This is a genomic window from Formivibrio sp. oc-25, from assembly GCF_055810895.1.
In genome coordinates this window covers 222,156-238,651 of the sequence record NZ_JBVVOL010000001.1, presented here as the reverse complement: position 1 = coordinate 238,651, position 16,496 = coordinate 222,156, and the positions used below count along the sequence as shown (strand labels likewise).

The window sequence follows — 16,496 nt, the reverse complement described above, 5'->3', positions numbered from 1 at the left end:
TTCAGCGCCTGGATGGCGGCCTGTTGCAACAGGCCCCCTCCTTAGCCAGCAAATTATCCCGGATGTTCACATCCTGAAACTGGTACCAGCGCACACGCATGCGCCAAAGCCGGCCATCCGGGCAAATGTTGGCCAATGCTGCGGCAATCGCAGCAAACTGGATCTGCCGCACATCGTAAACCACGACCCAGCATGCACCGGAATCCGGCCTGAACGCCAGTACCCCCGGCACGCTACGCAAAGCTTGCGGATCCGGTGCCCCGCGCAGGCTGAGGGTACGCTGCTTGCGCCAGAGTGCCTGGCCAGGCTCGGGGCAAGCCATCACAAACGTCTGCCGCTCAGCTTCTGCACCACCGTCATCAGCTCGTCGATGGCCGCATCGCCATTGCCATCCTGCATCGCGCGCGCCACACAGCCGTGCGCGTGGTTATGCAACAGCTGCATGGCCACGCCGTCGAGTGCGGACTTGATGGCGGCGACCTGCGTCAGGACATCCACGCAATAGCGGTCCGCCTCGATCATGCGCGTTACGCCAGCAACCTGGCCCTCGATACGGTTCAGGCGTGCGATCAGCTTGCGCTTATCCGGCTGCACCACGCTCTTGCCCTCGGGCAAGTCCTGCGGATGGCAGCATTCAGGCGATGTCATAGCCGGCATCCTCGATGGCGGACTTGAATGCGGCCTCTCCGGTCTGGGCCGGATCGAAACGGATGGTCGCCGCGCTTTCTTCCTTGCTCACATTGACCGACTCCACGCCAGGCAAGGCGCCAAGCACGTTCGTCAGGGTGCGCACACAGCCCATGCAGGAAATGCCGCCGATTTTCAGGGTGATTGTTTCCATGATGTCTTTCCTCTCAAAAAAATTATTTACTTCAAACCGCGCCAGCGACGCAACAACAGTGAATTGCTCACCACCGACACCGAACTCATCGCCATGGCCGCACCGGCAATCACCGGATTGAGCATGCCAAGCGCTGCCAGCGGAATACCGAGCACGTTATAGATAAAGGCAAAAAACAGGTTCTGGCGGATTTTGCCCAAGGTCGCGCGCGACAGGCTGACCGCATCGACCAGGGCGCGCAAATCGCTGTGCATCAGTGTGACATCCGCAGCTTCGATCGCCACATCGCTGCCCGCGCCCATGGCGAAGCTGACATCGGCAGCCGCCAGTGCCGGGGCATCGTTGACGCCGTCGCCAGCCATGGCCACGAACTTGCCCTCGCGCTTCAATTGCTGCACGAAGGCTGCCTTGTCCTGCGGCAACACCTGCGCCCGGAAGCGCTCGACCCCGGCCTCTTTGGCAATCGCCTGTGCCGTGGCTGCATTATCGCCGGTCATCATCACCACCTCGACACCCATGGCACGCAAGCGTTTGACCGCAGCGGCCGAACTTGGACGAATCGCATCGGCAATCGCAATCAGGCCTATCAATTGGCCATTGCGCGCCACGCCGGCAAGCGTTCTGCCCTGCACCGCCTGCACCTGGATGCGTGCTTCCTGCTCAGAAGTCAGGGAGGCCACCCAAGCCGGCACGCCCACGCGCAATTCCTGGGCATCAACCACGCCGCTGACGCCTTGGCCAGCCGTAACGGCAAACTGTGAAACCGTCAGCAGCGGTTGGCCGTTGGCTGCCTGCAAAATGGCGCGCGCCAGCGGATGCTCCGACCCCTGCTCCAGGCTGGCGGCCAGTTGCAGCAGGCGCTCGACGGATTCATCGGCCAGCGCTTCCACCTCGACCACGGCCGGCTTGCCTTCGGTCAGCGTGCCGGTTTTATCCACCACCAGCACATCGATTTTTTCCGCGTGCTCCAGCGCCGCCGCATTGCGGAACAACACGCCATGCTGCGCACCGCGCCCGATACCGACCATCACCGCCGTCGGCGTGGCCAGCCCCAGTGCACACGGACAGGCGATCACCAGCACCGAGACGGCACTGATCACGCTCATCGTAAAATCCCCCGCCAGCCACCAGGTCAGGCCAAAAGTCAGCACGCTGATCGCAACCACCACCGGCACAAACACGCCGGAAATCTGGTCTGCCAGGCGCTGGATCGGGGCTTTCGAACCTTGTGCTGCCGCTACCAGCCGCACGATCTCGGCCAGTTGGGTCTGGCTGCCGACGCTGGTGGCGCGGCATTTGAGCATGCCGTCCTGGTTGCGCGTGGCGGCATAGACCTGGCTGCCGGCCTGCTTTTCCACCGGCAGGCTTTCGCCGGTGAGCATGCTTTCATCCACGGCGGCCTGGCCTTCGATCACTTCGCCATCGACCGGAATGCTCTCGCCATGGCGCACGATCACAATGTCGCCGACCTTGAGCGCGGTGATCGGCACCTCGCGCACTTCGCCATCCTGCTCGATGCGTGCCGTTTTCGGCTGCAGCTTCATCAATTCGGCAATCGCGCTGGAGGTCTTGCCTTTGGCACGTGCCTCCAGCCACTTGCCCAGGATCACCAGCGTGATCACGGCGGCACCGGCTTCGAAGTAGACATGCTGATCATGCCAGCCCGCCCAGGTCACCACGGCACTGAGGCCATACGCCATGCTGGTGCCAAGCGCCACCAGCACATCCATATTGGCTGCGCCGCCGCGCAGGCTCTTCCAGGCACCACGATAGAAACGCGCCCCGGCCCAGAACTGTACCGGCGTGGCCAACAGCCACTGCAACCAGCGCGGCAGCAATTCGGCATGACCATCCAGACTGAACATGCCCGCCATCAGCGGCAGAGTCAGCACAGCCGCAATGACAAAGTGCGTGCGTTCGCGCAGCATCTGCGCCGCCTTGTCAGCCGCATCATCGCGTGCATCCTGCTCCACGTGCGCCGAATAGCCGGCTTTCTCGACCACGGCAATCAATGCATCGGATGTCCACATGCCGGCCGGGAACGTGACTTCAGCCGATTCGGTGGCAAAATTCACCGCAGCGGATACTCCGGACTGTTTGTTCAGGACTTTCTCGATGCGCGCCGCACATGCGGCGCAGGTCATGCCACCCAACCCCAGACGGATTGTACTTTCCGGCACGGTGTAGCCGGTTTTTTGCACGGTTTCGATGACCTTATCCAGCGAAGATTGCGCCGGATCGATCTGTACGCGCGCCGTTTCGATAGCAAGATTCACAGTGGCCTGCACACCCGGCAACTTGTTCAATTGCTTTTCAATCCGGCTGGCGCACGCCGCGCAGGTCATCCCGCCAATTGGCAGGTTAACTTCAGAAATGCTAGCCATGATGAACTCCTTGTCTCATACCCACCAGGGGTATATTATACCTATACAGGGTATTTTAAAAGAGGTTGAATGACCGTCAATCCGCCCTGCAAACTGTGAATCGAAAGGAGATCAATCATGAGCTGCTGCTCCAACCACGGCCCTGGCCACGACAAAAATGGACGAGGTGCGCCCCTATTCTGGATTGCACTGATCGGACTGGGTGGAATTTTGGTATATTTGAATTGGAACTCGCTGGCTGGATTCTTGCCTTATCTTTTACTGCTGGCCTGCCCGCTGATGCATTTCTTCATGCATAGATCGCATCACGGCAAACAGTCGGAACCGGATCAAAGCAAACCTTCGTCGGCACCGCATGATTCGGATGGAAAATAATGCCAACCCAGTTAACGAAATTTTACTTACTGATGCTATGATCGCGCCATGATTGCTCGACGCTTGCTTATTCTTTTGCTGATGTGGCTGGTACCGCTATATCCGGTACTGGCAGGTGCTGCTCCGCACCTGCAAGCTGCGGCACATGAAAAGCATGTGGTGACAATGACCATGGAAATGCACGCTGCACACGATTGTTGTGATATGGCCTCGCCAGATCAGCACTCACTGAATGGCGATCAAGGATGTGAGACTGGACAGTGCATTGCACACTGCGCAATTTCACTCGTATCTGTCGAGATCCGGACCCCTGCCCGCATGGACTATGTCTATGCAAACTCCGGCATTGCGCCGCTTTACAGCATCACGCAATCCCCCCCAGCCAGACCCCCTTCATTTCTGTAACCGCTTCATTACCCGGTTTCCTGCGTGAGCCCAATGCTTCAGTGCCCTTTGCGGCATGACTGTGCATGGTTCACGACCCCATACAGATTTGAAGGAGTCAACATGAACAAGACTCTCGCCTTGCTGGCGTTTGCCGTCATCGGCACGACCGGCGCAGGTTTCGCGCTCGCACAAACATCTGGCGAAGCCAGCGAAAAAACTCACCCGCACCATGCCAGCCCGGCAGCCACTGCCAACAAGCCCATGTCGGCAGATATGCCTGCAGGCATGTCCCCTATGCACCCCATGCATGGCCACATGATGCAGATGCACCAGCACATGATGACGATGCATGCCCAGATGCACCCCAACGGCCAGATGGGGCAAATCGGTGACATGCCCTGTATCGAAGATGCCGAAGCCAAACCCGAAACCAGGTAATCCAGGCAGTCCGAGCACGCTCATCGCAGCCCTGCTGTGATGCGTGCCCGGCAGCATGAGCACCCGCGAGCAACTGGACGGAAAGGATTTCGGCGCAGGCCTGCTGCAGGACACCACCCTGCCTGGGCAGGACTGTGACAGCGCGTACCGACATCAGCCCGGATCCGTCTCGCCTCAAGAGAGGAATCGATCATGAGCCCCATCGCAAAAATACTGACGGCAAGCCTGCTGCTTGCCAGCACCACTACGTTCGCCGCTACACCCGTCATTCTTTACAAAAGCCCGCAATGCGGCTGCTGCGAAGAGTACATCCGCTATCTGTCCGCCCACGATTTTGCGGTCAATGCCACCAATATCCCGAACATGGACGGCATCAAGAAAAGCTTCGGCTCGGACAAGCTGGCCAGTTGCCACACCATGATCATCGGTGGTTATACCGTGGAAGGTCATGTGCCGGTTTCGGCCATCCAAAAGCTGCTCAAGACCAAGCCCAAGATCGCCGGCATCAGCGTGCCGGGCATGCCTGGCAACTCGCCGGGCATGGGGCCGGAAGTCAAGGGCACGCTCAAGGTCTACCAGATCGTCAAAAACCAGACGGGTGAGCCCCGCCTGTTTTCGATCGAATAGGAGGCAGCATGAAACCACCAATCACCAAGCTGCTCGGCCTGGCCGCGCTTTCGTTGGCCATGCTCGCCCATGCCGACACGCCACCTGCAGGATTCGGCAACTCGCTCGATGAATTGTTGAGCTGGGCCGAAACGCGCAGCCCGATGGTCAACGCCATGCGTTTCGAGACTCAGGCGCGCCAGCAGCAGATCACCATGGCCGGCGCGCTGGAAGACCCGATGTTCAAGGCCGAATGGATGGGTATCGACAAGAACAATCCGACCGTGGCACCGGCACGCGTGGGAGAGATGCAGTACACGCTCTCGCAGGCGCTGCCCTTGTGGGGCAAGCGCGATCTGCAAGCCAGCGCTGCGCAGTCTCTTGCAGAAGCTGCCGTTCAGACGACTGCCGGCACCCGCGCCCAGTTGCGCACCGACATCCGGCAAGCCTATGCCCAGTGGTATCGAGCCCTGCAAAGCCTGCGGATCAACCGGCAACAGGCCGATCTGCTGCGCACGATGGAATTGTCGGCCAGCCAGCGCTACGCCGTTGGCCGGGCCGAACAGGCCGAGGCACTGCGCCTGCAGATGGAGCTCTCCATGCTCGCCAACGAGGCGCTGGTGCTGCAAAACGCTGGTGAACAGGCCAAGGCCGCACTGTCTGCCTGGCTCAATGTCAGCCCGAATGAGCTGACCGGCCTGCCTGAAAAACTGCCTGCTATCACACCAGCGCAAGATATCCATCGCTGGCTGGATGAGGCACGAAGTCAAAACCCGGAACTGGCTGCTGCACGCAAGGAAATCGAAGCCGCGCGCACGCGTGCCGATCTGGCGCGTCTCAACAGCCTGCCGGGCGTGAATGTCGGTCTTTCTGCCCGGCAGATGGGCAACAAGGTCACCAGCTACGGGCTGATGCTCGAGTTCAGCATTCCACTGCAACAGGGCGCCAAAAGCGCCGAGAAGAATGAAGCCGCGTCCATGCTGATGAAGGCACAGGCCGATGAGCAAACCCGTCTGCGCATGATCGAGCGCGACATCCACCAGATGAGTGCGATGTCCGATACCGCGCAGCGTCAGCTCGAACTGCTCGACAAAACCCTGTTGCCGCAGGCCGAACTCACCTTGCAATCGTCGCTGGCCGCGTATTCGGCCGGACGTGGCGAATTCGCCGCCCTGCTCGAATCCCAGCAGCAGATCCGCACCCTGCGCCAGATGCGCCTGATGGCCGAAGTCGATGCGTTCACGGCATCGAGCGGCCTGCAAAGAATGACCGGAGACCAATAACATGAACAAACCGATCCCCCTCACCGCGACTACCCTCACGGCTGCCACGCTCGTCGCCATCCTTCTCGCCGGCGGCGGCTACTGGCTGGGCCAGCGCCAGACCGGCGCCCACGATACCCAGGCTGCTGCCCCGACTGCTGAAAAGAAGATCCTCTATTACCGCAACCCGATGGGCTTGCCCGATACCTCGCCCGTGCCCAAGAAAGACAGCATGGGCATGGACTACATCCCGGTCTATGAGGGCGAGGAAGCAGGCGGCGCGCCGGCCGGCCAGGACAAGATCCTGTTCTATCGCAACCCGATGGGCCTGCCGGATACCTCGCCGGTGCCGAAGAAAGACGAAATGGGCATGGATTACATTCCGGTCTACGAGAGCGAAGTGGTCGGGCCGAACTTCGTACGCATCACCCCGGAAAAAATCCAGCGCCTGGGCGTGAAGACCGCTGCCGTGACCATGCAGGAAGTCGGCCGTAGCGTGCGCGCGGTGGGCCAGATCGAAATCGACGAGCGCGCGGTCGTCACCGTTTCGCCACGCTTCGAGGGCTGGATCGAAAAACTTTCAGCCAGCGCGGTGGGTGATACCGTGGCACGCGGCCAGGTGCTGTTCGAAGCCTATAGCCCTGACATTTACGCCGCGCAGCAGGAGTACCGGCTGGCAGTACAAGGCGCGGCTACGCTCGCCAGCGCCAGCAGCGATGCACGTCAGGGTGTCGGCCGACTGACAGAGAACAGCCTGTTGCGCCTGAAGCAATGGGAGGTGCCAGGCAGTGAAATCTCCCGCCTGCAACAAGGCGGCGAGCCGCGCCGCACCGTGGCTTACCATGCGCCGGCCTCCGGCATCGTGCTGGAAAAAATGGCCATCCGCGGCGCCCGCTTCATGCCGGGCGAGGCCTTGTTCCGCATCGCCGATCTGTCGCGCGTCTGGCTGCAGCTCGACATCGCCGAGCAGGACCTGTCCGCCGCCAAGGTTGGCAATTCGGTAAAGGTCACGCTCGATGCGTATCCGGGCGAAACCTTCAATGGCAAGGTTGATTTCGTCTATCCGACACTGAACACCGAGACCCGCACCGCCAAGGTCAGGGTGATCCTGGCCAACCCCGGCAACAAGCTGAAGCCGGGCCTGTATGCCCAGGCCGAACTGGCCGGCAAATCCAGCGGCAAGACGCTTGTGGTGCCCGATTCCGCGGTGATCGATTCGGGCAAGCGCCAGATTGTGCTGGTGAGCCTGGGTGAAGGTCGATTCGAAGCCCGCGAGATCAAAACCGGACAGCGTGGCAATGGGCTGATCGCAGTAGAAAGCGGGCTGGGTGAAGGCGAACAGGTGGTCACGACCGCCAACTTCCTGATCGATGCCGAGAGCAACCTCAAGGCAGCCGTTTCCGGCATGAGCAGTACCGATCAGTCGACCAAGCCTGCCACGCAAGCCGAACCGGCATCTGCCGCTGGACACGAGGGCCACTGACCATGCTTGAGAAAATCATTGATTGGTCGCTCAGAAACCGTTTTCTGGTGCTGCTGCTGACCGGCATCCTGATCCTGGGCGGCATCTGGGCGGTGAAAAATACCCCGCTCGATGCGCTGCCTGATTTATCTGATACCCAGGTCATCGTTTACACCGAATACAGCGGCCAGGGGCCACAGGTGGTCGAGGACCAGGTTACCTATCCGCTGGTCACGGCGATGCTGTCGGTACCGAAGGCCAAGGTGGTACGCGGCTTCTCGTTCTTCGGCGCCTCGTTCGTTTACGTGATCTTCGAGGATGATGTCGATCTCTACTGGGCGCGTTCGCGCGTGCTGGAATACCTGAACACCGTGGCCGGCAAGCTGCCCAAGGGCGTGGCGCCCAGCCTCGGTCCGGATGCCACCGGCGTGGGCTGGGTTTACCAGTACGCATTGATGTCGGAAAAACACGATCTGGCCGAGCAACGCACGGTGCAGGACTGGTTCCTGCGCTACCAGCTGACCAAGGCGCAGGGCGTGGCGGAAGTCGCCGGCATCGGCGGCTTTATCAAGCAGTATCAGGTCACGGTCGACCCAGTGAAGCTGCGCGCTTATGGCATACCGCTGATGCAGGTGAGCGAAGCGATCAGCCGCAGCAACCAGGACGTGGGCGGACGCGTGATCGAGATGGCCGAAACCGAGTACATGGTGCGCGGCAAGGGCTATCTGCGCGGCGCGGACGACCTGCGCCAGATCGTACTGAAAGCGAAGGACGGCACGCCGGTCTTGCTGCAGGATGTGGCACGGGTGGAGATCGGTGCAGATGAACGGCGTGGCATCGCCGAGCTCAACGGCGGGGGCGAAGCGGTTGGCGGCATCGTCATGGCGCGGGTGGGCGAGAATGCGCTCAACGTCATCGATCATGTAAAAACCAAGCTGACCGAACTGCAAGCGGCCCTGCCCGCCGGGCTGTCGGTGGTGCCGGTTTACGACCGATCCGAACTGATCGACCGCGCCATTGAAACGCTGAAAGGCACGCTGCTCGAAGAAAGCCTGATCGTGGCACTGGTCTGCGGCATCTTCCTGCTGCATGCCCGCAGTGCGCTGGTCGCGATCCTGACTTTGCCGCTCGGGGTGCTGTTCGCCTTCATCTGCATGCGTGCATTGAACGTCAGCGCCAACATCATGAGCCTGGGCGGCATCGCGATTGCGGTGGGTGCGATGGTCGATGCCGCGATCGTGATGATCGAAAATGCACACAAGCATATCGAGCGTGCGCCACCCGGCGCAGACCGGATCAAGATCATGTTCGAAGCCTGCCGCGAAGTTGGCCCGGCACTGTTCTTCTCGCTCTTGATCATCACCGTATCGTTCCTGCCGGTATTCACGCTGGAATCGCAGGAAGGCCGCATGTTCTCGCCGCTGGCCTTCACCAAGACTTTCGCGATGGCCGGCGCAGCATTGCTTTCCATCACGCTGGTACCGGTGCTGATGCTGATCTTTGTGCGCGGCAAGATCCTGCCCGAGCACAAGAACCCGGTAAACCGCTTCCTGATCTGGGCCTATCGGCCGTTCATCCATGCGGTACTGGGGCGCAAGAAAACCACAGTGGCGATTGCCATGGTTGTCATGCTGGCCAGTCTGTGGCCGCTGTCGCGGCTGGGCAGCGAATTCATGCCGGTACTCAACGAAGGCTCGCTGCTCTACATGCCGGCCTCGCTGCCGGGCATGTCGGTGACCAAGGCAGCCGAGGTGATGCAGACGCAGAACAAGATCATCAAGAGCTTCCCGGAAGTGGCCACCGTGTTCGGCAAGGCAGGACGCGCCAATTCGGCCACCGACCCGGCCCCGCTCGAGATGTTCGAGACGGTGATCAACCTCAAGCCGGAAAGCGAATGGCGGCCGGGAATGACCATCGACAAGCTGATTGATGAACTGGATAAAGCCGTGCAGATTCCGGGCGTGTCGAATGCCTGGACCATGCCGATCAAGGCACGACTCGACATGCTTTCCACCGGCATCCGTACGCCGATCGGCATCAAGGTATTCGGGCGCGATCTGACCGAGATCGAACGCACCGCGCGCGAGATCGAAGCCGTGGTCAAGGCCGTTCCCGGCACCACCAGTGCGTTTGCCGAACGCCTGACCGGCGGTTTCTACCTGACCATCGAGCCCGACCGCAGCAAGCTTGCACGCTATGGCCTGCAGGTTTCCGATGTGCAGGATGTGATCGCCTCGGCACTCGGTGGCGAAATGGTGACGACCACGGTGGAAGGGCGCGAGCGCTTTGGCGTATCGGTGCGCTACCCGCGCGAATTGCGCCACGACCCGCAGGCCATCGCCCGCGAAGTATTGGTGCCTGCCATGGGTGGTGCGGCGATGATTCCGCTCGGGCAACTGGCCGACATCCGTATCGAGAAAGGCACGCCAGGCATCCGCACCGAAAACGGCCTGCTGTCGGCCTACATCTATGTGGACATCCACGGCCGCGATGTCGGCAGTTACGTGAACGATGCGCGCCAGGCCGTGGCCAGCCAGGTGAAGTTCACACCCGGCTACTATGCAGTGTGGAGCGGCCAGTTCGAGTACATGGAACGCGCCAAGGAAAAGCTCAAGATCGTGGTTCCAGCCACGCTGGCGATCATCTTCCTGCTGCTGTACCTCAACTTCCGGCGCATGACCGAAACGCTGATCGTGATGCTCTCGGTACCGTTCTCGCTGGTCGGCGGAGTCTGGCTGCTGTGGGCACTTGGCTACAACCTCTCGGTCGCCGTGGGCGTCGGCTTTATCGCACTGGCCGGCGTGGCAGCGGAAACCGGCGTGGTGATGCTGATCTACCTCGACCATGCCTGGGAAGCCATCCGCAAGCAACGCGAGCAGGAAGGAACTCGCGCCACGGCCGCCGATCTCTATGCTGCAATCATCGAAGGCGCAGTCGAGCGCGTACGACCGAAGATGATGACCGTGGTAGCGATCATGGCCGGCCTGTTGCCGATCATGTGGAGCAGCGGCACCGGCTCGGAAGTAATGCGCCGCATCGCCGCGCCGATGGTCGGCGGCATGGTGTCATCGACGATCCTGACACTCCTGGTGATCCCGGCGATCTATGCCTGGGTAAAGCAGCGTCAATTGAAAGACTGATTTTTTCGCGGCATCGTGCCGCACTTTTTGAAGGAGCTGGAAAATGAAAAACTGGATGCAAACCGCAGCACTGGCTGCCCTGTTGAGCGTACCTGCCATCGTGATCGCCGCCAATGTGCAGAAAGCGCAGGGCACCGGCGTGATCAAGGCTATTGATGCCAAATCGGTCACGATCGCGCATGAGGCGATTCCCGCGCTGAAATGGTCGGCCATGACCATGCCCTTCCCTCTGGCCAATCCGGATCTGGCCAAGGGCCTGAGCAGCGGACAGAAAGTGGTGTTCGATGTCGAGATGGAAGGCAGCAAGTACCGCATCACGGCAATCAGCCCGGCCAAGTAACAGCGGATCATCTGCCAGAAACGGAGAACCTGATCACGCGCCTGCTTCGCAGTCGTGATCAGGGTTCCTGCACTACCCATAACCTGCCGGCGGTCTCTCGCGACAGCCGGTGAACGGGGCTTAACTGATTTCTAGCTGCCCCATCATGCCCTGCCCTTCGTGCTCCAGGATATGGCAGTGGAACATGCGTATCCCGCGATGATGCTGGACGGTTTTGATCCGCAGTGTTTCATACGGCCGCAAATTCACCGTATCGTGCAAGGCGCGGTATGGCATCGCCTCTTGCCGGCCTTCGCGGCTTGAATCCAGCACCACGAATTGCGTGCCATGCAGATGGAACGGGTGATCCATGTGGGAATTGTTGAAAATTTCCCACATTTCCACGTCACCGACCCTGCTGGTCAGATCAATGCGCTGCATATCGAAGGTCTTGCCGTTGACGAGAAAACTCATGGCATGCCGGCCATCCGCCATGCTCATGGTTTCGCTGAATTCAACCTTCCTGGTGGCAACTTCCTGGCCATAATCGGGCACCTTGCGCAGCGTGGCAGGAATAGCGGGAAGCGGGCCTGGCGTGAAATCGAGCCATGCCAGCGTGCGCTCCACCTCCGGCCCTGTGGCAGCCATTTTTGCCCGATCGTAGATCAGGGCCTTGAGCTCGACTTGCGCAGCCTGACCATTACCGACAAGGATTTCGATGCGTTGCCCTGGCACCAGCAGGACTTCATCGAGCACTTGCGGGCGCTCGATCAGGCCGCCATCGGTAGCGACCAGCACCAGTTGCTGCCCGGGAATCGCCAGCCGCAAATAGCGGGCGCTGCAGGCATTCCAGATGCGCAAGCGCTGGCGCCCGGCGATGCTGAGCCGCGGTTCACGCTGCCCGTTGACGAGCACGAACTGGCCCTCGCGCCCATCCATCCAGTCGGATTCGGTGTTGTCCGGGATCATGGCCTCAGCATCCAGCTTCAGATCCGAAATCATCAGGTGCTGTTCGGCAAACGCCGCCAGTGGATCTATCTTGGCGCGCACGATGAATGCGCCAGCCAAGCCGCGGTAGACCTGTTCCGGCGTATCGCCATGCGGGTGCGGGTGATACCAGTAAGTGCCGGCGCTGCCTTCGGGCAGCGTGAAGCGGTACACGCGCTCGCTCCCCGCGGGTACGGCATCCTGCGGGTTGCCATCCTGATCGGGCGGCACCGGCAGGCCATGCCAGTGAATGGTCGAGGCCTGCTTGAGCTGGTTGATGAAGCGAATCTCCACCTGTGTGCCTTCGAGCACATCGATCAGCGGCCCCGGTACCTGTCCGTTGTAGAGCCAGAACGGCGTTTTTCTGCCCGGCACCAGTTCCAGCACATGCTCGGCCGCGCGCAATTCCGCCTGGAACACGCCGGCCTGGGATGCGGTATTGCGCAGCAGCCCAAGGGGCAGGTGCGCCTTGCCGGCCGGCAGGGCAGATTCCGGCAATAGCGGCACCTCGGCCGCCACCTTCAGCGGCATGGCAGACGAAGAGTGCGCCATGTCATGCCCCATTGAGGCAAGATTCCCCCAACTGCTGCGCGTTCCGATCCAGGCCGCCAGACCCAGCCCCCCCGTTACGGCGGCCCCGGCAATGAAATTGCGACGATTCATCACTCTCTCCTCTCGGCCCAAGCAATGGTCATTGGATGGCCAGATGGGGTACATAGTTCTCATCCATCCTCGTGGCCGACTTCTTTATTGCGACTGAAAACCTATTTGATCTCCAGCCGCACCTGTTCAGCCGGTTTGCCGGCCAGTGCAAACTTGACAATCGATTTGGCCCCGGATGCCGCATTGAAGGTGCCGTGTGCCATCAGGGCATTGCCTTGGCCGGCCTGCAGCTTGGCGGTCGTCTTGCTGGTGCCAGACAGCAGCGTGATTTCCCCGCTGGCACCGCGCGTATCCAGGGGTTTGTCGGAATGGTCAGTCAGATAGACCATGACCATTCCAGGTGACACCACCAGCTCGATCCGGTTGCCGGATTTCGCCTCCACCATCGTTCCGCCATACTTGGGCTGCAGGGTGCCATCGGCAAACGCCAGACCGGCGGCACAGGTCAATAAAGTAGCGATCAAGATCTTTTTCATGTTTTTTCCTCGGTGAATGCCCCGAATCCGTGTCCGGGGCGGGTGTCATCAAAAAACTTCGGCGCTGCGGTCTTGCAGCAAGACTTGCAGCGGTTTCTCGCCAAACAGCCAGAACATCAGCGGCGTCAGCAGCGAATCGAGCAGGGTCGAGCTGATCAATCCGCCAAAAATCACCACGGCAACCGGATGCAGGATTTCCTTGCCCGGCGCCTCGGCAGCAAACAGCAACGGCACCAGTGCCAGCGCGGCAGTCAGTGCCGTCATCAGTACCGGCGTCAGCCGCTCCAGCGATCCGCGCACGATCATCTGCTGGCTGAAGGTTTCCCCTTCGAACTTGCACAGATTGATGTAGTGACTGATCTTCAGAATGCCGTTGCGCGTGGCGATGCCGGTGAGCGTGATAAAGCCGACCAGCGAAGCCACCGACAGGGAAATGTCGGCCAGCCACATCGCAATGACACTGCCAATCAGTGCCATCGGGATATTGCCCATGATGATCGCGGCCAGCTTCACCGACTGGTAGCGGTTGTAAAGCACCATGAAGATCAGGGCGAGCGAGACCAGCGACAGCCCGCCGATCAGGCGGGTTGCCTGTTCCTGCGCTTCGAACTGGCCCTCGATGCTGATGAAATACCCCTCAGGCAGATGCAGGGCCGCCACGGTCTGGCGAATCTGCCCCACGATCCGGGCCATGTCCGAGCCATCGGTGTTGGCCGAGATCACAATACGGCGCCGGCTGTTTTCGCGCCCGATCTGGTTGGGACCATCGGATTCTTCGATCGTGGCGACCTGGGAAAGCGGAATCCGGCCATGCGGCGTGGCGATCAGGATATTGCCCAGGCCCTGAACATCGCGCGCACTGTCAGGCAGGCGTACCACCAGATTGAAGCGCTTGTTGCCATCGACGATCTGCGCCACGGTATCCCCTTCGGTCAGGGTTTCCAGCGTCTGGAGCAAGGAGCCAGGCGAGATGCCATACTGCGCCGCCCGGTCATAATCGAGCCGGACCTTGATCTGGGGAATCAGGACCTGTTTCTCGATCTGCAGATCGGTTATGCCGGGGATGCGGGACAGTTGTCCGTGCAAATCGGCGGCCTGGCTGCGCAGGGTATCCAGATCGTCGCCGAAGACCTTCAGCGCAATCTGCGCGCGCACCCCCGAGAGCAAATGATCCAGCCGGTGCGAGATCGGCTGGCCGACGGTGGTAGTCGCGGGCAAAGCAGCCAGGCGCGTGCGGATATCCGCCATCACCACGTCCCTGCTGCGCTCGGACGGTTTCAGATCGACATCGATCTCGCTCGAATGCACACCCTCGGCATGCTCATCCAGCTCGGCGCGACCGGTACGCCGCCCCACGCTTTTTACTTCCGGCACCTGCAGCAACAACGATTCGGCCAGGGCACCGACGCGGTTGGATTCCTCAAGCGAAGTTCCCGGGTTGAGCATCATGCTGATCGTCAGCGTTCCCTCGTTGAAAGCCGGCAAGAATGCCCGGGGAAAGAACGGCACGGTGGCCACGGTGGCAATCAGCATCAGCACGGCGCCGCCCAACACCAACCTCGCCCGGCTGAACGAGGCCCGCAGGATGCGTTCATCCCAATGCTTGAGCCAGCGCACGAATCTCGAATCGCCATGCTCGATCTGCTTCATGCGGGGCAGCATGAAATAGCACAGCACCGGTGTCACGGTCAGCGCCACCAGCAGGCTCGACAGGATAGAGGTGATATAGGCCACGCCCAGCGGTGCAAACAGGCGTCCTTCGATACCGGGCAGCGCAAACAAGGGAACGAACACCAGCACCACCACGAGCGTCGCGACCACGACACCGGAACGAACCTCGTTGCAGGCCGCTGCGATCACCCGGATGATGTCGACGATGCCTTGCGGCTTGTGCTGCTTCAGGCGCCGCAGGACGTTTTCGACATCGACCAGTGCATCGTCGACCAGCTCACCGATCGCGATCGCCAGCCCGCCCAGCGTCATCACATTGATCGACAGCCCCATGCCATGGAACACCAGCGCCGTGATGGCCAGCGACAGCGGAATGGCGGTGAGCGAAATCAGCGTGGTTCGCACGTTCATCAGGAACAGGAACAGGATGACCGCGACCATGATGGCGCCATCGCGCAGCGCCTCCTGCACATTGCCGATCGAAGCCTGGATGAAATCCGCCTGCCGGAACGAGATTTCCGGATGGGAGACGCCAGGCGGCAATGATTTGGTCAGACTCGCGAGTGCCACCTCGATCTGGCCGGTCAGTTTCACCGAATCTGCGCCCGGCTGCTTCTGGACGCTGACGATGACGGCTGGTTTGGTAGCGAACCCGGCATCACCGCGCTTGAACGAAGCGGCGAATTTCACGTCGGCCAGTTGCTTGAGCAGGATCGGCTGGCCTTGTGCATCGCGCACGGCCAGATTTTGCAGGTCCTCCAGCCGCGTCGTCCGCCCCAGATTGCGGATCAGGTATTCGCGGGCATTCTGCTCCAGAAACCCGCCGCTGGTGTTGCTGGAAAACGCGCGCAGGGTCGATTCGAGATCTTCAAAGCTGACGCCCAGCCGGGCCATCATCGCCGTATCCGGCTCGACGCGGAACTGGCGCACCTCGCCACCGATCGGGATCACCTGCGCCACGCCCGGAATCGACAGCAGTCGCGGACGCAGCACGAAATCAGCATATTCGCGCACCGCCATCGGGCTGACCTTGGCCGGATCGGCCGGCAGGGCAATCAGCATGATTTCCCCCATGACCGAGGAGATCGGCCCCATGGCGGGGCTGACACCTTCGGGCAATTGCTCCTTCACCTCGGATAATCGCTCCGCCACCAGCTGGCGGTTGCGATAGATGTCGGTTCCCCATGCGAATTCGGCGTAGACGATGGAAAGTCCGACGCCGGAGACCGAGCGCACCCGGGTAACGCCGGGCATGCCATTGAGCGCGGTTTCCAGCGGAAAGGAAACCAGTTGCTCGACTTCTTCCGGTGCCATGCCGCCCGCTTCCGTCATCACGGTCACGGTCGGCTTGTTCAGATCCGGAAACACATCCACCGGCATGCGAGAAGCCGTGATGGCGCCGTAGACCATGAGGATCAGGGCGAAGGCCAGCACGAACAAGCGGCTTTTCAGGCTGGTATTGACGATCCAACTGAACATGATCGT

General features: G+C 60.9%; 14 protein-coding genes. 7 read left to right on the top strand and 7 right to left on the bottom strand.

Features of this window, described 5'->3' with window-relative positions; all coding sequences use genetic code 11:
- Position 1: 1 nt before the first annotated feature.
- The 4 genes from AC0KVQ_RS01255 to AC0KVQ_RS01240 are packed head-to-tail and all read right to left on the bottom strand — an operon-like array spanning position 2 to position 3,225.
- On the bottom strand, positions 2-322 hold the full coding sequence (locus AC0KVQ_RS01255; protein ID WP_473419279.1) for a hypothetical protein: 321 nt from the start codon (positions 320-322) through the stop codon (positions 2-4).
- Positions 322-648 (bottom strand): metal-sensitive transcriptional regulator, encoded by a 327-nt coding sequence (locus AC0KVQ_RS01250; protein WP_473419278.1) that lies wholly within the window; start codon positions 646-648, stop codon positions 322-324. Before AC0KVQ_RS01250 ends, AC0KVQ_RS01255 begins: the two co-directional genes overlap by 1 nt.
- Complete coding sequence (locus AC0KVQ_RS01245) at positions 635-841, bottom strand: heavy-metal-associated domain-containing protein (RefSeq protein ID WP_473419277.1); 207 nt, start codon at positions 839-841, stop codon at positions 635-637. The genes AC0KVQ_RS01250 and AC0KVQ_RS01245 overlap by 14 nt, the downstream gene beginning before the upstream one ends.
- Positions 842-867: 26 nt before the next feature.
- Complete coding sequence (locus AC0KVQ_RS01240; RefSeq protein WP_473419276.1) at positions 868-3,225, bottom strand: heavy metal translocating P-type ATPase; 2,358 nt, start codon at positions 3,223-3,225, stop codon at positions 868-870.
- A gap of 117 nt (positions 3,226-3,342) precedes the next feature.
- On the opposite strand from AC0KVQ_RS01240, the gene AC0KVQ_RS01235 reads away from it, so the two are divergent.
- The 7 genes from AC0KVQ_RS01235 (at position 3,343) to AC0KVQ_RS01205 (ending at position 11,235) form a co-directional block, all read left to right on the top strand.
- Positions 3,343-3,600: a DUF2933 domain-containing protein gene (locus AC0KVQ_RS01235; protein ID WP_473419275.1), complete on the top strand. Its 258-nt coding sequence runs from the start codon at positions 3,343-3,345 to the stop codon at positions 3,598-3,600.
- A gap of 507 nt (positions 3,601-4,107) precedes the next feature.
- Positions 4,108-4,425: a hypothetical protein gene (locus tag AC0KVQ_RS01230; RefSeq protein WP_473419274.1), complete on the top strand. Its 318-nt coding sequence runs from the start codon at positions 4,108-4,110 to the stop codon at positions 4,423-4,425.
- A gap of 192 nt (positions 4,426-4,617) precedes the next feature.
- Positions 4,618-5,052 (top strand): DUF411 domain-containing protein, encoded by a 435-nt coding sequence (locus AC0KVQ_RS01225; protein WP_473419273.1) that lies wholly within the window; start codon positions 4,618-4,620, stop codon positions 5,050-5,052.
- A gap of 8 nt (positions 5,053-5,060) precedes the next feature.
- Entirely contained in the window at positions 5,061-6,314 is a 1,254-nt protein-coding gene (locus AC0KVQ_RS01220) for a TolC family protein (protein WP_473419272.1), read from the top strand.
- 1 nt (position 6,315) lies between these two features.
- A complete protein-coding gene (locus tag AC0KVQ_RS01215; RefSeq protein ID WP_473419271.1) occupies positions 6,316-7,776 on the top strand; it encodes an efflux RND transporter periplasmic adaptor subunit in 1,461 nt (486 codons plus the stop codon).
- Positions 7,777-7,778: 2 nt separating this feature from the next.
- Positions 7,779-10,895, top strand: coding sequence for an efflux RND transporter permease subunit (locus AC0KVQ_RS01210; RefSeq protein ID WP_473419270.1), 3,117 nt, complete (start codon positions 7,779-7,781; stop codon positions 10,893-10,895).
- Between the two features lie 43 nt (positions 10,896-10,938).
- Entirely contained in the window at positions 10,939-11,235 is a 297-nt protein-coding gene (locus AC0KVQ_RS01205) for a copper-binding protein (protein WP_473419269.1), read from the top strand.
- 120 nt (positions 11,236-11,355) lie between these two features.
- On the opposite strand, the gene AC0KVQ_RS01200 is transcribed toward AC0KVQ_RS01205, so the two are convergent.
- The 3 genes from AC0KVQ_RS01200 to AC0KVQ_RS01190 all read right to left on the bottom strand — a co-directional run bounded on the left by AC0KVQ_RS01200 (position 11,356) and on the right by AC0KVQ_RS01190 (position 16,490).
- Positions 11,356-12,864, bottom strand: a complete 1,509-nt coding sequence (locus AC0KVQ_RS01200) for a multicopper oxidase family protein (protein ID WP_473419268.1) — start codon at positions 12,862-12,864, stop codon at positions 11,356-11,358.
- Between the two features lie 101 nt (positions 12,865-12,965).
- Positions 12,966-13,340 (bottom strand): hypothetical protein, encoded by a 375-nt coding sequence (locus AC0KVQ_RS01195; protein ID WP_473419267.1) that lies wholly within the window; start codon positions 13,338-13,340, stop codon positions 12,966-12,968.
- A gap of 48 nt (positions 13,341-13,388) precedes the next feature.
- Positions 13,389-16,490 (bottom strand): efflux RND transporter permease subunit, encoded by a 3,102-nt coding sequence (locus AC0KVQ_RS01190; protein ID WP_473419266.1) that lies wholly within the window; start codon positions 16,488-16,490, stop codon positions 13,389-13,391.
- Positions 16,491-16,496: the final 6 nt, after the last annotated feature.